Here is a 17,600-nt window from a genome sequence, read left to right as displayed (position 1 = left end):
CCGCCGTCACACCGCCGGCAGCGTCGCCATGTCCCAGCGCGGCACCACCGCGACCGCGGCATCCGCGCGTTGGCCCGCCTGCAGGCGCAGCGCGCCGGCGAACGCGATCATCGCGCCGTTGTCGGTGCACAGCGCGGGACGCGGGAAACAGGCGCGGCCGCCACGGCCTGCGCACATCGCCTGCAAGCGCGCGCGCAGGCGGACATTCGCGCCGACCCCGCCGGCGACCACCAGGGTGTCGCTGCCGGCGGCATCCAGCGCGCGTTCGCACTTGATCGCCAGGGTGTCGACCACCGCATCCTCGAAGCCGCGGGCGATGTCGGCGCGCGCCTGCGGCGACTGGTCGCTGTCGCGCCAGGCCAGCAGCACCTGGGTCTTCAGGCCGCTGAAGGAGAAATCGAGGCCGGGGCGGTCGGTCATCGGCCGCGCGAAGCGATGGCGGCCGGGGATGCCGGATTCAGCCAGCCGGGCCAGCTCCGGTCCGCCGGGGTACGGCAGGCCCATCAGCTTGGCGGTCTTGTCGAAGGCTTCGCCGGCGGCGTCGTCCAGGGTCTCGCCGAGCACCCGGTAGCGCCCGATCGCCTCGACCGCGACCAGCTGGGTGTGCCCGCCCGAGACCAGCAGGGCCACGAACGGCGGCGCCGGGGCGTTGTCCTCCATCAGCGGCGCCAGCAGGTGGCCCTCCATGTGGTGCACGCCGACCGCCGGCACGTCCAGCGCCCACGCCAGCGACCGCGCCACGCCGGCGCCGACCAGCAGCGCGCCGACCAGCCCGGGGCCCGCCGTGTAGGCCACGCCGTCGAGGTCCGAGACCGACAGCCCGGCCTCGGCCAGGGTCTGCCGGACCAGCGGCAGCAGCTTGCGCACGTGGTCGCGGCTGGCCAGTTCCGGCACCACCCCGCCGTATTCCGCGTGCAGCGCGACCTGGCTGTACAGGCCCTGGGCGCGCAGCCCGGCCGCCCCGCCGATGGCGGTGTCGTAGACCGCCACCCCGGTTTCGTCGCAGGAGGATTCGATGCCGAGGACTCTCATGGCGCCCATGTTGCGCCCAAACCGGGCCCGCTGCTATCATGCGCGGCTCGCCCGGACTGACCGGGCAGATTCCTGAACCGAGATTCCACGATGCCCAGCGTCAAAGTCCGCGAAAACGAACCGTTCGAGTTTGCCCTGCGTCGCTTCAAGCGCACCTGCGAGAAGGCCGGCGTGCTCGCCGAGACCCGCAAGCGCGAGTTCTACGAGAAGCCGACCCAGGAGCGCAAGCGCAAGGCCGCCGCGGCGGTGAAGCGCCAGGCGCGCCGCAGCTCGCGCGACGTCACCAAGCGCCAGCGCCTGTACTGAGCGCGCGTTTGTTGCGCCTGAAGCCGGCCGCGCACCCGCGCCGCCGGCTTTTCGCGTTTCTGCCATCCCGAAAAAACGAACGGAGCATCCGATGAGCCTCAAGCAACAGCTCACCGACGACATGAAGACGGCGATGAAGGCCGGCGAGAAGGACCGCCTGGCGGTGATCCGCCTCATCAATGCCGCGATCAAGCAGAAGGAAGTGGACGAGCGCGTCGAGATGACCGACCCGCTGGTGCTCGCCGTGCTGGAGAAGATGGTCAAGCAGCGCAAGGACTCGATCACCCAGTACGAAGCCGCCGCGCGCGAGGACCTCGCCGCCCAGGAGCGCTACGAGATGGGGGTGATCGGGGCCTACCTGCCGGCCAAGCTGGACGAAGCCGCGATCCTCGCCGAGATCGACAAGGCCATCGCCGCCACCGGCGCCGCCTCCGCCGCCGACATGGGCAAGCTGATGGGCGTGCTCAAGCCGGCGCTGGCCGGCCAGGCCGACATGGGCCTGGTCTCCAAGCTGGTGAAGCAAAAACTGGCCTGACCGACCTGCCGCGCGCGACGGCCGGAACCTCTCCATGAGCACGCCATCCCCACTCCTCTCGATCCGCCCCGCCACCATCGACGACGTCCCGCTGATCCGGGCGCTGATTGGCGAGCTGGCCGAATACGAGCGACTGGCGGATGCCGCGGTGGCCACCGACGCCGACCTGCGCGCGCAGCTGTTCGGGCCAGCTCCGGCGGCCGAGGTGCTGATCGGCGAGGTGGACGGCGAGCCCGCCGGCTTCGCATTGTTCTTCCACAACTTCAGCACCTTCCTCGGCAAGCGCGGGCTGTACCTCGAGGACCTGTTCGTGCGCCCGGCGGCGCGCGGCGCCGGCCTCGGCAAGCACCTGATGGCCGCGCTGGCGCGGATCGCCGTGCAGCGCGACTGCGGCCGCTTCGAGTGGAGCGTGCTGGACTGGAACGCGCCGGCGATCGGCTTCTACCGCAGGATCGGCGCGGTCGGCATGGACGAATGGACCGTGCAGCGCCTCGAAGGCGAGGCCCTGCACGCGCTGGCCTCGCACGACGCCCTGTGAACCGCGGCGTGGCACCCTAGCGCCATGGCCCGCATTCCCGACGCCTTCATCGACGAGCTGCTCGCGCGCACCGACATCGTCGAGGTGGTCGGCGGGCGCGTGCCGCTGAAGCGCCAGGGCAAGGAATACGCGGCGCGCTGCCCGTTCCACGACGAGCGTTCGGCGTCGTTCACGGTGTCGCCGACCAAGCAGTTCTACCACTGCTTCGGCTGCGGCGCGCATGGCACCGCGATCAGCTTCCTGATGAACTACGACCGCCTCGAGTTCCTCGACGCGGTCGATGAACTCGCCAAGCGCGTGGGCATGGAGGTGCCGCGCGAGACCCAGCAGCGCAACGCCAACCCGGACACCCGCGACCTGTACGGCGCGATGGAGGCGGCGAACGCGTTCTTCCGCGGCCAGCTGGCGCGCAGCGACAAGGCCCGCGCCTACGTCGACAAGCGCGGTATCGCGCAGGAGATCGTCGAGCGCTACGGCATCGGCTACGCGCCGGACGGCTTTTCCGCCTTGCGCGACGCGTTGGGCACCGACCCGCGGCGGATGCAGCTGCTGGAACGTGGCGGGCTGTTCTCGAAGAACGACAAGGGCCACGTCTACGACAAGTTCCGCGACCGCCTGATGTTCCCGATCCACGACCGCCGCGGCCGCACCATCGCCTTCGGTGGCCGCGTCATCGACCCGGAGGATTCGCCGAAATACCTCAACTCGCCGGAGACCGCGCTGTTCCACAAGGGCCGCGAGCTGTACGGCCTGTGGCAGGCGCGCCAGGCCAACCAGAAGCTCGATCGATTGATCGTGGTCGAGGGCTACATGGACGTGGTCGCGCTGGCGCAGTACGGCGTCTCGCAGGCGGTGGCGACGCTGGGCACCGCGACCACGCCCGACCATGCCGAGCTGCTGTTCCGCAACGCGCCGGACGTGTTCTTCTGCTTCGACGGCGACCGCGCCGGCCGCAGCGCGGCGTGGAAGGCGCTGGAATCGGTGCTGCCGCGGATGAAGGACGGGCGGCAGGCGTTCTTCCTCTTCCTGCCCGACGGCGAGGACCCGGATTCGCTGGTGCGGCAGGAGGGCGTGGACGGCTTCGACGCGCGCCTGCGCGACGCCACCCCGTTGTCCGAATTCTTCTACGCCTCGCTGTCGGCCGACGTGAACCTCGGCAGCCTGGACGGCAAGGCCCGACTGGCCGAACGCTGCAAGCCGCTGCTGGCGCAGATCCCCGACGGTGCGTTCGGCGACCTGATGCGCCAACGGCTCACCGAGCTGACCGGCGTGGGCGCGCGGGCCAGCACGCCGCAGACGCACGTGCCGGCGCAGCGCGCGAGCCAGGCCACCGCCTCCGGCGCGCAGAAGCCCAGCCTGGTGCGCAGCGCGATCACCCACCTGCTGCATCGCCCCGGCTTCGCCCTCGACCTGCAGCCGCCATTCCGCTTCGCCGTGCTGCGCCAGCCCGGCATCGAGTTGCTCTCGGAGCTGGTGCTGCTGGTGCGTGAGCGCCCCGACATCAACACCGGCGCGCTGCTGGAGCATTTCGAGGGACGCGAGGAACTGGGCGCGCTGCAGAAGCTCGCCGCGCATGCGCTGCCGGGCGAGGACGCCGCGCTGCGCCAGGTGTTCCTCGACAACATCGCGCGGCTGGATGCCGAAGCGCTGCAGCAACGCCGCGAGGAACTGCAGGCGCGCATCGCCAGCCTGGACGAGGCCGAGAAGGCCGAGCTGCGCGACCTGCTGCAGGCACGGCTGCAACGCTGACACGACGATGAGCGAACGTGCCGCCAGCTCCCTCGACACCCGCCTGCTCGATGCCGGCGCGCCGGACGATGTCGCCGAGGCCGTGCGCCTGCTGCGCGCGGGCCGGCTGGTCGCGGTGCCCACCGAAACCGTCTACGGCCTCGCCGGCAACGCCGCCGATCCCGCGGCGGTGCGCGCGATCTTCGCCGCCAAGGGCCGCCCCACCGACCATCCGCTGATCGTGCACCTTGCCGACGCCGCGGCGATGCCGCGCTGGGCGCGCGACATCCCGGCCGAAGCATGGACCCTCGCCGACGCCTTCTGGCCGGGGCCGCTGACCCTGCTCCTGCACCGCCATCCGGATGCGCCGGCGGAGGTCGCGGGCGGGCGCGCGACGATCGGCCTGCGGGTGCCGGCGCACCCGGTGTTGCGCGGCATCCTGCGCGCGCTGGATGGCGGCCTCGCCGCGCCCTCGGCCAATCCCTACCAACGGCTCAGCCCGACCACCGCGGCACAGGTGCTCGCGGGCCTGGATGGCCGCATCGACGCGGTGCTCGACGGCGGCGCCTGCACGGTCGGGCTCGAATCCACCATCGTCGACCTCACCGGCACGGTGCCGCGCATCCTGCGCGCCGGTCCGATCACCCGCGCGCAACTGGAAGCGGCGCTTGGCCGCGGGGTCGACTTCCCGACCGCGCACGCGACCGCGGTGCCGGGCAATGTCGCCGTGCACTACCGCCCGCGCACGCCCCTGCTGGCGATGGACGCGGCGCGCCTGCGCGCGCGCCTCGCCACGCTGGCGCCCGACGCGCGCATCGCGCTGGCCTACCTGGATCCCGCGCTGCCGGTGGTGGCGCCCGGCATCGTCGCCGCGACCCGCATGCCGGCCGACAAGCCGGGCTATGCGCGCGCGCTGTACGGCACCCTGCACGCGCTGGACGCCCTCGGCGTGGACGCGATCTGGCTGGAGACGCCGCCGCGGGACGAGGCCTGGCGCGACGTCCACGACCGCCTGTCGCGCGCAGCCACCCCGGGCTGAGGCTAACGGCGCAGGCATGACCTCCGGCGCAGGCGCCGCCGGCCACGCGCGCTAAGCTCGCGGTTCCATCAGGCTGGGGAAGCCGCCATGTCCCGTTTCGACACGCAGGCCCGCACGGCCCTGTTCGCCGCCCTGCTCGCGACCGTGCCCGCCCTGGCCCAGACCGCGCCGGTGAAGCCGGCCGAGGTCACGCGCGAGGTCGTGGGCAACCGCACCAGCGAGAACATCCCGGCGATCCCGGCCGCGCTCATCGAGCAGCTCAACCGCTACCAGAACACCCGCGGCGCGGGACTGGCGGGCTGGACCAAGGACGGCTGCCTGCTGGTCAGCACCCGCTTCGCCGAAACCGCGCAGGCGCACCGCGTCTGCGAGCCGCTGGGCATGCGCGAGCAGCTGACGTTCTATCCGGAACCGGTCGGCGGCATCACCCCGGCGCCGGCCAGGGCCTGGCGCGACGGCTTCGTGTTCGCCAAGGACAAGGGCGGCGACGAATTCAGCCAGTTGTACTGGTTCGACGAGGCCACCCGCTCCACCACCCTGCTCACCGACGGCAAGCGCAGCCAGAACGGCGGCACCACGCTCAGCCGCGACGGCGGGTTGATGGCCTACAGCAGCACCGCGCGCAACGGCACCGACCGCGACGTCTGGCTGCGCAACACCCGCACCGGCGACACCAGGCTGCTGGTGGATGCCGGCGGCAACTGGTCGCCGATGGATTTCTCGCCGGACGGCACGCGCCTGCTGGTGATGAAGTACGTGTCCGCCGCGGAGTCGTACCCGGGCGTGGTCGACGTCGCCAGCGGCAAGCTCACCCTGTTCCCGGTCGATGGCGGCAAGGCCAGCTTCGGCGGCTTCGCCTTCGCCCCGGACGGCAAGGCGGTGTACTTCATCTCCGACGAACCGCTGCAGGGCAAGCCGCAGGAGTTCAAGACCCTGCGCTACCACGATCCCGCAAGCGGCAGGTTCGACGTACTCACCGCGAACATCCCGTGGGACGTGGGCGGCTTCACCATCGCCGACGACGGCAGGCACCTCGCCTTCACCAGCAACGAGGACGGCATCAGCAAGCTGCGCGTGCTGTCGCTGCCCGACCACCGAGAGGTCCGCCTGCCGGCGCTGCCGATCGGGGTGATCGGCGGGCTGGCGTTCTCGCCGGACGGCAAGCGGCTGGCGCTGACCTTGAACAGCGCCACCTCGCCCAGCGACGTGCACGTGATCGACCTCGCCGCCGCCACGCTGACGCGCTGGACGCGCAGCGAAGTCGGGGGGCTGGATGCATCGCGCTTCGTCGCGCCGACCCTGGTGCGCTATCCCACCTTCGACAGCGTCGACGGCAAGCCACGCACCATCCCCGCGTTCTTCTACAAGCCGGCCGAGCCGTCGAAGACCGGCAAGTACCCGGTGGTGATCAACATCCACGGCGGCCCGGAAGGCCAGTCGCTACCGACCTTCAACCCCACCGCGCAGTACCTGGCCAACGAACTTGGCGTGGCGATGCTGGTGCCGAACGTGCGCGGCTCCACCGGCTACGGCAAGACCTACCTGTCGCTGGACAACGCGGACAAGCGCGAGGATTCGGTCAAGGACATCGGGGCGCTGCTGGACTGGATCGCCACCCAGCCCGAGCTCGACGCATCGCGGGTCGGCGTGATCGGCGGCAGCTACGGCGGCTACATGGTGCTGGCGTCGCTGACCCACTACAGCGACCGCATCCGCGCCGGCGTGGACATCGTCGGCATCTCGCACTTCGGCACCTTCCTGAAGAACACCGAGAGCTACCGCCGCGACCTGCGCCGCGTCGAATACGGCGACGAGCGCGACCCGGCGATGAACGCCGTGTTCGAGCGCATCTCGCCGCTCAACAACGCCGCGAAGATCACCTCGCCGTTGTTCGTGGCGCAGGGCCGCAACGACCCGCGCGTGCCCTGGACCGAGGCCGAGCAGATCGTGAAGGCGGTGCGGAGCAACGGCCAGCCGGTGTGGTACCTGCTCTACGCCGACGAAGGCCACGGCTTCGCGAAGAAGGCGAACAGCGACTGGTTCGGCGCGGCGACCATGCTGTTCTGGCAGCAGTACCTGCTGGCCGACTGATGCTTGTTTCCCCTTCTCCCCTTGTGGGAGAAGGTGCCCGAAGGGCGGATGAGGGGTAGCGCCACGGCAGGCGAAAAAGCATCGCGCTTCCGTCGGCACCCTCTCCCGCGAGGAGGAGAGGACAGCATTACTCGTTCGTGGCCTCGCGCTCCAGCAGCGCGCGCTTGCGCGCCACGCCCCAGCGGTAGCCCGACAGCGCGCCATCGCTCCGCACCACGCGATGGCAGGGGATCGCGACCGCCAGCGTGTTCGCCGCGCAGGCCTGCGCCACCGCGCGCACCGCCTTCGGGCTGCCGATGCGCGCGGCGATGTCGGCGTAGCTCGCGGTCTGCCCGGGCGGGATCCGCCGCAATGCCTGCCACACGCGTTGCTGGAAGGCGGTGCCGCGCACGTCCAGCGGCAGGTCGTGGCCGATGCCGGGTTGTGCGATCAAACCCACGACCTGCGCGACCAATCGCTCGAACCCGGCATCGCCGCCGACCAGCTCCGCACGCGGGAAGCGATCCTGCAATTCGCGCAGCAACGCATCGGGATCGTCGCCCAGCGAGATCGCGCACACGCCGCGCGCGCTGCGCGCGACCAGCAGGGCCCCGAGGCTGGTCTGCGCGATCGCGAATGCGATCCGCGCATCCACGCCGCCGGCGCGGTACTGGCGCGGCGTCATCCCGAGCACCGCGCCCGCCTGTTCGTAGAAGCGCCCGGTCGCGTTGAAGCCCGCATCGAAGATCGCGTCGGTGACCTTGGCATCGGCCCTGGACAAGGCATCGCGCACGCGCCCGGCGCGATGCGCATCGGCGTACTGCTTCGGGGTGAGCCCGGTCGCCGCTTTGAACAGGCGGTGGAAATGGAAGGTGCTCAGCCCGACCTGCGTCGCCAGCTCGGCCAGCGATGGCGGCTCCGTGGCGCCTTCGATGCGGCGGCAGGCCGCGGCGATGCGCGCGACCGTGGCCTCGGCGCTGGCGTGGGCGGTGGGCGTGCGGTTGCGTGGCATGCGGGCACTCTAGACCCGTCGCCGCGCCGCCACACTCCGGTTCTTGCGGCGCGGGCGGCTCAGCGACCCGCCTGCTTGCTGACCTGCCCGCCCTTCATCACGAACGGCACCGATTCCAGCAGGGTGACATCGCGGGTGGGATCGCCGGCCACCGCGATCACGTCCGCGACGCGCCCAGCCTCGAGCACGCCCAGGTCGGCGCGCCCCAGGGCCTCGGCGGCGTTGAGCGTGGCCGTGCGGATCGCCTCGGTGGGGGTCATGCCGTAGCGCACCATCCACGCGAACTGGCGCGCGTTGTCGCCATGCGGGTAGATGCCGGCATCCGTGCCGTAGACCATGCGCACGCCGGCCTGGTGGGCCTTGCGGAAGTTCTCGCGCTGGATGTCGGCGACCTCGCGGTCCTTGCGCAGGTTGTCCTCCAGCACGCCGTTCTTGCGCCCCTCGGACTGGGTGTATTCGGTGTTGTAGATATCCATCGACAGCCACGCGCCGCGCTCGCGGGCGAGGCGGATGCCGGCGTCGTCGATCAGGCTGGCGTGCTCGATGGTGTCCACCCCGGCGCGGATCGCCTCGCGGATGCCGGAGGCCCCGTGCGCATGCGCGGCGACCTTCAGGCCCCAGAGATGGGCTTCGTCGGCGACGGCCTTCATCTCCTCGTAGGTCATCTGCTGCTGGCCGGGCTCGGTGTTGCGCGAGAACACGCCGCCGGTCGCGCAGATCTTGATCACCTGCGCGCCGTACTTGCGCAGCTCGCGCACCGCGTGGCGCGCCGCGTCCGGGCTGTCGGCGTTGTACGGCTCGCGCTCGTCCATCGACGGCGGGAAGAAGGTCGAGTCGCAATGCCCGCCGGTCGCGCCGAAGGAATAGGCGGCGCCGATGATCCGCGGTCCGGCGATCTTGCCGGCCTCCACCGCCTGCGCCAGGCCGATGTCGTTCCACGCGTCGGCACCGACGTTGCGCACCGTGGTGAAGCCCGCCTGCAGGGTGGCCTCGGCGTGCTTCACCGCGAGCATCGACCAGAAGCGATCGTTGTATTCCAGGTAGGTGTAGCCGCCGTAGGTCGGGTCGCTGTCGAGGTGGGTATGCATGTCGATCAGGCCCGGCAGCAGGGTCATGCCGGGCAGGTCGACGCGGCGCGCGCCCTCGGGGACGGCATCGCCCACGCGGCCGACCGCGGCGATCCTGCCGCCGCGGATCACCAGCTGCGGGTTGTCCACCAGCTTGCCGCTGCGCACGTCCAGCATGCGCGCCGCGGTGAGGACCGTGGCGTCCTGCGCGAGCGCGCTGGCCGGCGCAAGGCAGGCGATGGCGACGCAGGCGGTCAGCAGGCGGCGAACGAGACGCATGGCGGGGCTCCGGGCGGCGATGCGCCAGCCTAGCCGATCCATCGCCGATGGCGGCGGCGCGCGTCCGCAAGCGTGACGCGCCGCGCAGCGCGCGCGGGTCAGCGCACCTTGCGGAAGGTCAGGTTGAGGCGTTGCCCGCCGACCACGGGATGGTGCCCGGGCTTCACCGGCAACACGCCATGGAAACGCAGGCGGTCGGCTCCGCCCCAGACCACGACATCGCCATGCACCAGCGCGACGCGTACCGTCTTGTCGCCGCGCGCGAAGCCGCCGAACAGGAAGGTTGCGGGCAACCCCAGCGAGACCGACACGATCGGCGCGACGCGGTCGTCCTCGTCGCGGTCCTGGTGCAGGGACAGGCGGGTGCCCGGCGCATAGCGGTTGACCAGGCAGGCATCCGGCACGTAGCCCGCGAAGCCCGCCTCGCGCGCGGCGTCCGCCGCGAGCCGCAGGAAGACCGGCGGGATCGCCGGCCACGGGGCGCCGGACTGCGGATCGAGGCGATCGTAGCGATAGCCGCGACGATCGCTGCACCAGCCGTAGCGGCCGCAATTGGTCATCGCCACCTGCATGGTGTGCCCGCCCGGCGTGACCAGGTGGCGAAACGGCGCCTGCGCGGCCACCCCCGCGATGCCCGCCAGCAGCGCATCGGCCTCGGCCAGGGCGAAGCCGTGCAGCACGCAGGCCTGCGGCCCCAGCGCCGTGCGCTGGCCCGGCGCGGGATCGGCGAACAGGTCGTGCATGCCGGCGCCCGCTCAGGCCGCGGGCGCGAACTCCAGCAGCGGCGAGGGCTGCAGCCACGGCAGCAGCCAGTGGTCGAGCAGCAGGAAGCCGAACAGCGCCATCAGGTACACGATCGAGTACCTGAAGGTGCGCATGGCGAAGAATTCGTCGGGCGGATCCAGCAGCTTCCACGCGTACCAGAGGAACGCGCCGCCCAGCACCAGCGCGCCGGCGAGGTAGAACAGGCCGCTCATGTGCGCCACCCACGGCAGCACCGAGGCCACCACCAGGAGCACCGTGTACAACAGGATCTGCCAGCGCGTGTAGTGCACGCCATGGGTCACCGGCAGCATCGGCACCAGCGCGCGCGCGTAGTCCTCGCGGCGGAAGATCGCCAGCGCCCAGAAATGCGGCGGGGTCCACACGAAGATGATCAGCACCAGCAGCAGCGCGTGCGCCCAGTCCCACTGGCCCTGCATCCCGGTCACCGCGGACCAGCCCAGCAACGGCGGCGCGGCGCCGGCGATGCCGCCGATCACGATGTTCTGCGGCGTCGCGCGCTTGAGCCAGCCGGTGTAGACGATCGCGTAGCCGATCAGCGAGGCGAAGGTCAGCGCCGCGCAGACCACGTTGACCCAGGCCAGCAGGATCGCCATCGACGCGACGCCGAGCGCGACCGCGAACCCCAGCACTTGCGCGGGTCGCAGCGCGCCGGTGGCGAGCGGTCGATCGGCGGTGCGCACCATCACCTTGTCGATGCGCTGGTCCAGCAGGTGGTTGATCGCCGCCGCGCTGGCCGCGGCCAGCCAGATGCCGATGCTGCCGGCGAGCAGGCGCGCCCATGGCCACGCATCGCCGGGCTGGATCGCCAGCAGCATGCCGATGATCGCGGTGAACACGATCAGGGCGACCACGCGCGGCTTGGTCAGCGCCCAGTACTGCCCCGCGCGCGACACGGTTGCGGTCATGCGTCGGGCGCGCGCAGGCGGGCCAGCAGGGTCACCAGCACGAACAGCAGCGCGGTGGCGCCGGCGTTGTGGGTCACCGCGACGTGCAGCGGCAGCGACATCACCACGTTGGCGATGCCAAGCCCGAACTGCAGCAGCACCAGCGCGCCGAGCAGGGTGCCCCAGCCGCGCAGGCCGGGGCTGCGCAGCAGGCGCGCGGCGAGCGCGAGCAGGTGGCCGACCACCACCAGCGCCATCAGCCGGTGCGCCAGCTGGATCGCGATGCGCGCCTCGTTGTCGAGGATGCCGCCCTCGTAATCCACGCCGATCCCGCGCCACAGCACGAAGCCCTCGCGGAAGTCGTGCGCCGGCCACCACTGCCCCGCGCACTTCGGGAAATCGGTGCCGCAGGCCAGCGCGGCATAGTTGGCGCTGGTCCAGCCGCCGAGCGCGATCTGGATCGCCAGCAGCACCAGGCCCATCAGCAGCAAGCGGCGCAGGCGCCCGGCCTCGCCGCTGCGGATCGGGATGCCCGTGGCGCGCCACGCGATCCAGGTCAGCAGCGAGAACGTGGTCAGGCCGCCCAGCAGGTGCCCCATCACCACCACCGGCTTGAGCAGCCAGGTGACCGTCCACATCCCCAGCAGCGCCTGGAAGATGATCACCGCCAGGGTGAGCGTGCTGGTCCGCGCGAGGTCGGTGTCGGACCAGCGCAGCACCCCGGCCAGCAAGGCGAGTTCGCCGGCGATCGCCAGCACGGACGCCGCGACGTGCTGGCCGCGCATGTACAGCGGGATCGCGATGGCCACCAGCACCGCGGCCCCGATCACCTGCAACCAGCCCTGTGGCCGGCGTCGCGTGGCCAGCAAGGCCAGCGCCAGCACCAGCACGCCGAGCAGGCCGGCGATGATGCGATGGAACTGCTCGCGCCAGGCCTTGCTCGGCTCGATCGGCCGGATCGCGGTGGCGGCGTGGTCGGCGGCACTGGCGTGGTCCGGGGTGGTCGGCCAGGTCGCCATGCCGTAGCACGTGGGCCAGTCGGGGCAGCTCAGGCCGGCATTGGACAGGCGCACGAAGGCGCCGAACACGATCACGCAGGTCGCCAGCGCGACCGCCAGCCAGGCGATGCGGTGGAAGTGCCGGTACAGCCCACCCTTGGCGGGCGCGACCGGCGCGGGGCTTGCGGGGTTGTTCATCGCGTCAATTGATCTTCAGCAGGCGGGCCAGGTCGGTCCGCAGGTCGCCCGGATCGAAGCCGGGAGCGTAGCGCAGCACGGTGAAGCCGTACGGATCCACCAGCCAGGCGGCGTCGCCATCGGGGTTTTCGCCCGCGGCCGCGCGCGCGCGCGGCAGGCCGGCGCGCAAGACCTCGTCGGGTTGCAGCACGCGCAGTTCGGACGGCACGGTCGCGCCGGGCGGCAGGGCGCCGATCCACAGCACGTGGACGCGATCGGCATCCTTGCCCATCAGTTGCCACACCTTGTCGAGGTCGCCCAGCAGGCGGGTGCAGGCCTGCGCGCGCGCGCCATCGCACTCGCGCGGCATCACCGCGATCCGCCACGTGCGCGGGCTGTCCTTCCAGCGATAGGCACCGCCATCGCGCAACTGCGGCGCGTGGCCGCGCATGTCGCCGTAGGGCGACAGCATCTCGCCCTTGTTCTTGCTGCCTTCCGGCCGCCAGCCGGAGAAGCGCAGCAGGCCGGCCAGCAGCACGCTGCCGAAGAAGAAGAGGAACAGCACCAGCAGCATCCTGCGGTTGCGGCTGCGCACCTGCATCGGGTCCGGTGGGGTCATGGCGTTCGTTCCTTGCGTCGTCTTGTCGTCAGCACCACCGCGACCACCAGCACGGTCGCGGCCAGGCCGAACCACTGCACTGCGTACCCGAGGTGGCGGTCCGGGGTCAGCGTGTTCGCCAGCACGTCGAGGTCGCGCTCGCCCGGGGCCAGCATCACCCCGGCATCGCCCGCCGCGCGGTCCGGGTCCAGCCGCAGCACGCGTGGCGCCAGCCCGCCCGGCAGGCGCAGCGCCCGCGCGACCTCCGCCATGTCCAGGCGTGCCGCCAGCCAGCGACGCTCGCCCGCGGCCGCCACCGCATCGCCCGGGGCCAGCCCGATCGAGGGCGGCGGTGCCAGCATCCCGCGCACCCGCTGGCCATCGCCCGCGGGGCAACCGAAGCGCGGCAGCTCGCGCTGGCCATCCAGCGGCCACCAGCCGGCATCGACCAGCACCGCTTGTACGCCGTCGTCGGGGAACAGGATGCAGTACATGCGCACGCCGGCGCCGCCCGCGCGTTGCTGGTTGTCGAGCCACAACGTGGTGTTGGCGATGCGCCCCACGCCCTCGCTCCAGGCATAGCCGCGGCCGGCGCCGGTGTCGGAGGCGAGCAGCAGGGGCTGCGGATGGCCGCGATCCAGCGCGTGGCCGGCGGCGGCGAGCATCGCTTCCTTCTCGTGCATCCGCGCCAGCTGCCAACGGCCCGCCGCCGAGAACGCCAGCATCGCCGCCAACGCCAGCAGCCAGCCGGCCACGAGCGTGCCGCGGCGGGTCACGCCGGCCACCGCGCGGGCTGCGACAATGCGCGTTCCGGAACGGCGCCCTGGTGCGCGGAGGCTCGAGTGAACGATTCGCTGAAGACCCTGCTCATCGTCGGTGTCCTGATCCTCATCCTCTGGAACCTCGGCGCCGGCCTGTACTACATGCTGGTCGACAAGGGCACCACCAAGCGCACCGTCAATTCGCTGACCCGGCGCATCGCGTTGTCGGTCGCGCTGATCCTGTTCGTCGCGCTCGCCATCCACATGGGCTGGATCACGCCGCACGGCATCGGCCGCAACCCGGGCTGATCCCCGACCGCCACCGCAGTGACGCAAAGGCCGGCGATGCCGGCCTTGTTGTTCCCGACGCCCTGGGCGATGCCGGCTCCGGCACGCCGGGCGACGGGCTGGCTAGGCGCAGCAAGCTCGAAAATCGGAGTTGACTGGCGCGTCAATGAGCATTTTCGCGCGCCGCTGCAACACCGCCAGCGCGAGCCCCGGCAAGCCGGATCAGAGGACGTAGACGAAGAGGAACAGCCCCAGCCACACCACATCCACGAAGTGCCAGTACCAGGCCACCGCCTCGAACGCGAAGTGGTTGTCCTTGTTGAAATGGCCCTTCAGGCAACGCAGCCAGATCACCGCGAGCATGATCGTGCCGAGGGTGACGTGCGCGCCGTGGAAGCCGGTCAGCATGAAGAAGGTCGAGCCGTAGATGCCCGAACCCAGGGTCAGGTTCAGTTCCTTGTAGGCGTGCATGTACTCCTCGGCCTGGTAGAACAGGAACAGGCCGCCCAGCAGCACGGTCAGGCCGAGGAACAGCAGCAGGATGCCGCGCTTGCCTTCCTTCAATGCGTGGTGCGCGATGGTCACCGTCACGCCCGAGGTGAGCAGGATCATGGTGTTCAGCAGCGGCAGGCCCCACGCCGGAATGGTCTGGTAGCTGCCGCCGATCGCGGCCGGGCCGTTGCTCGGCCAACCGCCGGCGAAATCCGGCCACAGCAGGCTGTGGGTCGCGGCGCCGTCGCCCACGCCGTTCAGCCACGGCAGCGCGAACTGGCGGGCATAGAACAGGGCGCCGAAGAACGCGGCGAAGAACATCACCTCGGAGAAGATGAACCACACCATCCCCATCCGGAACGAGGTGTCCACCTGCTTGTTGTAGACGCCCGACAGCGACTCGCGGATCACGTCGCCGAACCACTTGAACAGGATCGCCAGCAGGCCGGCCAGGCCGACGAAGAACACCGTGCGCCCCCAGCTTGCCTCGTTGAGCCAGCTGGCGAAGCCGATCATCGTGGTGAACAGCGCGACCGACGCGAAGACCGGCCAGCGGCTGCCGTGCGGCACGTAGTAGACGTTCGGATCGTGGTGTTCGGCGTGGGCGTTGGCCATGGCGTTTTCCGGTGGTATTGCGATGGTGGGCGTTGCGGCGCTCAGGGCGCGGCGCGGACGTTGGCGGCGGGACCGCGGGCGCTGGAAAGCGCGGCGGTGCGGGCGTCGTTCTTGAAGAAGGTGTACGACAGGGTCAGCGTCTTCACCCCGGCCGGCAGGTCCGGGTCGACGATGAAGCGCACCGGCATGTCGCGCGATTCACCGGCGGCCAGCAATTGTTCGGTGAAGCAGAAGCACTCGGTCTTGTTGAAGTAGGCCGAGGCCTTCGCCGGCGCCACCGAGGGCACCGCGTTGCCGACGATCGGGCGGTCGCTGGTGTTGCGCGCCGCGTACAGGGCCTCGTACTGCCGGCCGACCTGCACCCGCATCGACTTCTGTTCCGGCTCGAAGGTCCAAGGCAACTTGGAGTTCACCGCGCCGTCGAACTCGACGGTCACCCAGCGCGCGTCGGCCTTCGCCGTGCCGGCGGCAACCGTGGCGGGGCCCTGCTCCAGGCGCACGCCGAACACCTTCTCGCAGGCGATCCGGTACAGCGGCACCAGCGAGAACGCGAACCCGAACGCGGCCAGCGCGACGCCGAACAGCTTGAGCACCCCGAAGGTGCGCGCGGCGGGTTGCGGGTTCACTTGCCCAGCACCCCGAGCAGCAGGAACCCGACGTACACCGCGCAGGCGATGCCGCCGACGATCCACGCCGTCCGCCGCGCACTGGCGCGGCGGGCGTCGACGGACGGATCGCGTTCGATCGGGCTCATCGCGGCGATGTCAGTGGGTCACGTCGCCGTGGGCGAGGTCGCCGTCGCGGATGACCGGCGGCTTCTCGAAGGTGTGGTGCGGGGCCGGCGACGGCACCGTCCACTCCAGGCCCTTGGCACCTTCCCAGGCGCGCGCCTCGGCCTTGGCGCCGTGCTTCAGCGAGTGCCACAGCACGAAGGCCATCATGAACGGGGTCAGGAACATGCCGAAGGCGCCGATCGAGCTGACCAGGTTCCAGTCCGCGAACACCACGTTGTAGTCCGGGATGCGGCGCGGCATGCCGGCCAGGCCCAGGAAGTGCTGCGGGAAGAACAGCAGGTTCACGAACACCACCGACCACCAGAAGTGGAACTTGGCCAGGGTTTCGCTGTACATGCGCCCGGTCCACTTCGGCCACCAGTAGTAGACGGCCGCGATGATCGAGAACAGCGCGCCGGTGACCAGCACGTAGTGGAAGTGGGCGACCACGAAGTAGGTGTCGTGGTACTGGAAGTCGGCCGGGGCGATCGCCAGCATCAAGCCGGAGAAACCGCCGATGGTGAACAGGATCACGAAGGCCACCGCCCACAGCATCGGCGACTCGAAGCTGATCGAACCGCGCCACATCGTGGTGACCCAGTTGAACACCTTCACGCCGGTCGGGATGGAGATCAGCATCGTCGCGAACATGAAGTACAGCTCGCCGCCCAGCGGCATGCCCACCGTGAACATGTGGTGCGCCCACACGATGAACGACAGGAACGCGATCGCCGCGGTGGCGTACACCATCGCCTGGTAGCCGAACAGCGGCTTGCGGCTGAAGGTCGGGATGATCTCGCTGGCCACGCCGAAGGCGGGCAGGATCATGATGTAGACCTCGGGGTGGCCGAAGAACCAGAAGATGTGCTGGAACATCACCGGGTCGCCGCCGCCGGCCGCATTGAAGAAGCTGGTGGCGAAGAACTTGTCGGTGAGCAGCATGGTCACGGCGCCGGCCAGCACCGGCATCACCGCGATCAGCAGGAAGGCGGTGATCAGCCAGGTCCAGCAGAAGATCGGCATCTTCAGCAGGTCGATGCCCGGCGCGCGCATGTTGAGGATCGTCGCGATGATGTTGATCGCGCCCATGATCGAGCTGATGCCCATCATGTGGATGGCGAAGATCGCGAACGCGACGTTGTAGCCGCCCTGCAGCGACAGCGGCGGATACAGCGTCCAGCCGCCGGCGGGGGCGCCGCCCGGCAGGAACAGCGTCATCAGCAGCAGCGCGAAGGCGAACGGCATGATCCAGAAGGACCAGTTGTTCATGCGCGGCATGGCCATGTCCGGCGCGCCGATCTGCAGCGGCACCATCCAGTTGGCCAGGCCCACGAAGGCCGGCATCACGCCGCCGAAGATCATGACCAGCGCATGCACCGTGGTCATCTGGTTGAAGAACTCGGGCTTCACGAACTGCAGGCCCGGCTGGGCGAGCTCGGCACGGATGATCACGCTCATCGCCGCGCCGATGATGAACATCACGAAGCTGAAGACGAGGTAGAGCGTGCCGATGTCCTTGTGGTTCGTGGAGAAGAACCAGCGGTCGACGAAGCTCTGCTTGTGGTGGCCGTGGTCGTGGTGGTCGACGGCGGCGGGATGCGTGGCGGACATGGCCTTACCTC

Annotated in this window: 19 protein-coding genes; 7 read left to right on the top strand and 12 right to left on the bottom strand. The window is 70.6% G+C overall.

The features are described from left to right. Window positions 1-6 precede the first annotated feature (6 nt). The gene (gene tsaD, locus ON759_RS10460) at window positions 7-1,032 is read right to left on the bottom strand and encodes a tRNA (adenosine(37)-N6)-threonylcarbamoyltransferase complex transferase subunit TsaD (protein ID WP_271680327.1); all 1,026 of its coding nucleotides are present in this window, start codon (window positions 1,030-1,032) and stop codon (window positions 7-9) included. A gap of 90 nt (window positions 1,033-1,122) precedes the next feature. On the opposite strand from tsaD, the gene rpsU reads away from it, so the two are divergent. From rpsU to ON759_RS10430, 6 genes are all read left to right on the top strand, one after another. Beyond that, window positions 1,123-1,338 carry a 30S ribosomal protein S21 gene (rpsU, locus tag ON759_RS10455; protein WP_056134345.1) on the top strand — a complete coding sequence of 72 codons (216 nt, stop codon included), beginning with the start codon at window positions 1,123-1,125 and terminating at the stop codon, window positions 1,336-1,338. Between the two features lie 91 nt (window positions 1,339-1,429). Beyond that, complete coding sequence (locus tag ON759_RS10450; RefSeq protein WP_271680326.1) at window positions 1,430-1,873, top strand: GatB/YqeY domain-containing protein; 444 nt, start codon at window positions 1,430-1,432, stop codon at window positions 1,871-1,873. A gap of 34 nt (window positions 1,874-1,907) precedes the next feature. Continuing rightward, window positions 1,908-2,411 carry a GNAT family N-acetyltransferase gene (locus tag ON759_RS10445; RefSeq protein ID WP_271680325.1) on the top strand — a complete coding sequence of 168 codons (504 nt, stop codon included), beginning with the start codon at window positions 1,908-1,910 and terminating at the stop codon, window positions 2,409-2,411. A 24-nt stretch (window positions 2,412-2,435) separates the two neighbouring features. Beyond that, the gene (gene dnaG, locus ON759_RS10440) at window positions 2,436-4,160 is read left to right on the top strand and encodes a DNA primase (protein WP_271680324.1); all 1,725 of its coding nucleotides are present in this window, start codon (window positions 2,436-2,438) and stop codon (window positions 4,158-4,160) included. 7 nt (window positions 4,161-4,167) lie between these two features. Beyond that, window positions 4,168-5,178, top strand: coding sequence for an L-threonylcarbamoyladenylate synthase (locus ON759_RS10435; RefSeq protein ID WP_271680323.1), 1,011 nt, complete (start codon window positions 4,168-4,170; stop codon window positions 5,176-5,178). An 87-nt stretch (window positions 5,179-5,265) separates the two neighbouring features. Further along, a complete protein-coding gene (locus ON759_RS10430; protein ID WP_271680322.1) occupies window positions 5,266-7,269 on the top strand; it encodes a S9 family peptidase in 2,004 nt (667 codons plus the stop codon). A 127-nt stretch (window positions 7,270-7,396) separates the two neighbouring features. On the opposite strand, the gene ada is transcribed toward ON759_RS10430, so the two are convergent. The 7 genes from ada to ON759_RS10395 form a co-directional block, all read right to left on the bottom strand. Then, window positions 7,397-8,260: a bifunctional DNA-binding transcriptional regulator/O6-methylguanine-DNA methyltransferase Ada gene (gene ada, locus ON759_RS10425; RefSeq protein ID WP_271680321.1), complete on the bottom strand. Its 864-nt coding sequence runs from the start codon at window positions 8,258-8,260 to the stop codon at window positions 7,397-7,399. A gap of 59 nt (window positions 8,261-8,319) precedes the next feature. Further along, complete coding sequence (locus ON759_RS10420; RefSeq protein ID WP_271680320.1) at window positions 8,320-9,606, bottom strand: Xaa-Pro dipeptidase; 1,287 nt, start codon at window positions 9,604-9,606, stop codon at window positions 8,320-8,322. Between the two features lie 98 nt (window positions 9,607-9,704). Beyond that, complete coding sequence (gene alkB / locus ON759_RS10415) at window positions 9,705-10,349, bottom strand: DNA oxidative demethylase AlkB (protein ID WP_271680319.1); 645 nt, start codon at window positions 10,347-10,349, stop codon at window positions 9,705-9,707. Window positions 10,350-10,361: 12 nt separating this feature from the next. Next, window positions 10,362-11,297 carry a heme o synthase gene (cyoE, locus tag ON759_RS10410; protein WP_271680318.1) on the bottom strand — a complete coding sequence of 312 codons (936 nt, stop codon included), beginning with the start codon at window positions 11,295-11,297 and terminating at the stop codon, window positions 10,362-10,364. Then, window positions 11,294-12,472 carry a COX15/CtaA family protein gene (locus ON759_RS10405; protein ID WP_271680317.1) on the bottom strand — a complete coding sequence of 393 codons (1,179 nt, stop codon included), beginning with the start codon at window positions 12,470-12,472 and terminating at the stop codon, window positions 11,294-11,296. The genes cyoE and ON759_RS10405 overlap by 4 nt, the downstream gene beginning before the upstream one ends. A gap of 4 nt (window positions 12,473-12,476) precedes the next feature. After that, window positions 12,477-13,070 (bottom strand): hypothetical protein, encoded by a 594-nt coding sequence (locus ON759_RS10400; RefSeq protein ID WP_271680316.1) that lies wholly within the window; start codon window positions 13,068-13,070, stop codon window positions 12,477-12,479. After that, on the bottom strand, window positions 13,067-13,825 hold the full coding sequence (locus ON759_RS10395; RefSeq protein ID WP_271680315.1) for an SURF1 family protein: 759 nt from the start codon (window positions 13,823-13,825) through the stop codon (window positions 13,067-13,069). Before ON759_RS10395 ends, ON759_RS10400 begins: the two co-directional genes overlap by 4 nt. A gap of 66 nt (window positions 13,826-13,891) precedes the next feature. On the opposite strand from ON759_RS10395, the gene ON759_RS10390 reads away from it, so the two are divergent. Beyond that, window positions 13,892-14,119: a twin transmembrane helix small protein gene (locus tag ON759_RS10390; RefSeq protein WP_271680314.1), complete on the top strand. Its 228-nt coding sequence runs from the start codon at window positions 13,892-13,894 to the stop codon at window positions 14,117-14,119. Between the two features lie 201 nt (window positions 14,120-14,320). Here the strand turns inward: ON759_RS10390 and ON759_RS10385 are convergent, their stop codons facing one another. From ON759_RS10385 to ctaD, 4 genes are read right to left on the bottom strand one after another with little or no spacing between them, the layout of a single operon-like run. After that, a complete protein-coding gene (locus ON759_RS10385) occupies window positions 14,321-15,205 on the bottom strand; it encodes a cytochrome c oxidase subunit 3 (protein WP_271680313.1) in 885 nt (294 codons plus the stop codon). 41 nt (window positions 15,206-15,246) lie between these two features. Next, window positions 15,247-15,831 (bottom strand): cytochrome c oxidase assembly protein, encoded by a 585-nt coding sequence (locus ON759_RS10380; RefSeq protein ID WP_271680312.1) that lies wholly within the window; start codon window positions 15,829-15,831, stop codon window positions 15,247-15,249. Further along, complete coding sequence (locus ON759_RS10375; RefSeq protein ID WP_271680311.1) at window positions 15,828-15,959, bottom strand: hypothetical protein; 132 nt, start codon at window positions 15,957-15,959, stop codon at window positions 15,828-15,830. The genes ON759_RS10380 and ON759_RS10375 overlap by 4 nt, the downstream gene beginning before the upstream one ends. A gap of 10 nt (window positions 15,960-15,969) precedes the next feature. After that, the gene (gene ctaD, locus ON759_RS10370) at window positions 15,970-17,589 is read right to left on the bottom strand and encodes a cytochrome c oxidase subunit I (RefSeq protein WP_271680310.1); all 1,620 of its coding nucleotides are present in this window, start codon (window positions 17,587-17,589) and stop codon (window positions 15,970-15,972) included. Window positions 17,590-17,600: the final 11 nt, after the last annotated feature.

The organism is Thermomonas mangrovi (assembly GCF_028201335.1).
Taxonomy (GTDB): domain Bacteria; phylum Pseudomonadota; class Gammaproteobacteria; order Xanthomonadales; family Xanthomonadaceae; genus Thermomonas; species Thermomonas mangrovi.
The sequence above is the reverse complement of the archived record's forward strand: the minus strand, read 5'-3'. Positions and strand labels throughout refer to the sequence as shown.

Excerpts from the sequence above, each read along its gene's own strand:
- tsaD (WP_271680327.1), bottom strand. The coding sequence starts at position 1,032 with ATGAGAGTCCTCGGCATCGAATCCTCCTGCGACGAAACCGGGGTGGCG.
- rpsU (WP_056134345.1), top strand. The coding sequence starts at position 1,123 with ATGCCCAGCGTCAAAGTCCGCGAAAACGAACCGTTCGAGTTTGCCCTG.
- ON759_RS10450 (WP_271680326.1), top strand. The coding sequence starts at position 1,430 with ATGAGCCTCAAGCAACAGCTCACCGACGACATGAAGACGGCGATGAAG.
- ON759_RS10445 (WP_271680325.1), top strand. The coding sequence starts at position 1,908 with ATGAGCACGCCATCCCCACTCCTCTCGATCCGCCCCGCCACCATCGAC.
- dnaG (WP_271680324.1), top strand. The coding sequence starts at position 2,436 with ATGGCCCGCATTCCCGACGCCTTCATCGACGAGCTGCTCGCGCGCACC.
- ON759_RS10435 (WP_271680323.1), top strand. The coding sequence starts at position 4,168 with ATGAGCGAACGTGCCGCCAGCTCCCTCGACACCCGCCTGCTCGATGCC.
- ON759_RS10430 (WP_271680322.1), top strand. The coding sequence starts at position 5,266 with ATGTCCCGTTTCGACACGCAGGCCCGCACGGCCCTGTTCGCCGCCCTG.
- ada (WP_271680321.1), bottom strand. The coding sequence starts at position 8,260 with ATGCCACGCAACCGCACGCCCACCGCCCACGCCAGCGCCGAGGCCACG.
- ON759_RS10420 (WP_271680320.1), bottom strand. The coding sequence starts at position 9,606 with ATGCGTCTCGTTCGCCGCCTGCTGACCGCCTGCGTCGCCATCGCCTGC.
- alkB (WP_271680319.1), bottom strand. The coding sequence starts at position 10,349 with ATGCACGACCTGTTCGCCGATCCCGCGCCGGGCCAGCGCACGGCGCTG.
- cyoE (WP_271680318.1), bottom strand. The coding sequence starts at position 11,297 with ATGACCGCAACCGTGTCGCGCGCGGGGCAGTACTGGGCGCTGACCAAG.
- ON759_RS10405 (WP_271680317.1), bottom strand. The coding sequence starts at position 12,472 with ATGAACAACCCCGCAAGCCCCGCGCCGGTCGCGCCCGCCAAGGGTGGG.
- ON759_RS10400 (WP_271680316.1), bottom strand. The coding sequence starts at position 13,070 with ATGACCCCACCGGACCCGATGCAGGTGCGCAGCCGCAACCGCAGGATG.
- ON759_RS10385 (WP_271680313.1), bottom strand. The coding sequence starts at position 15,205 with ATGGCCAACGCCCACGCCGAACACCACGATCCGAACGTCTACTACGTG.
- ON759_RS10375 (WP_271680311.1), bottom strand. The coding sequence starts at position 15,959 with ATGAGCCCGATCGAACGCGATCCGTCCGTCGACGCCCGCCGCGCCAGT.
- ctaD (WP_271680310.1), bottom strand. The coding sequence starts at position 17,589 with ATGTCCGCCACGCATCCCGCCGCCGTCGACCACCACGACCACGGCCAC.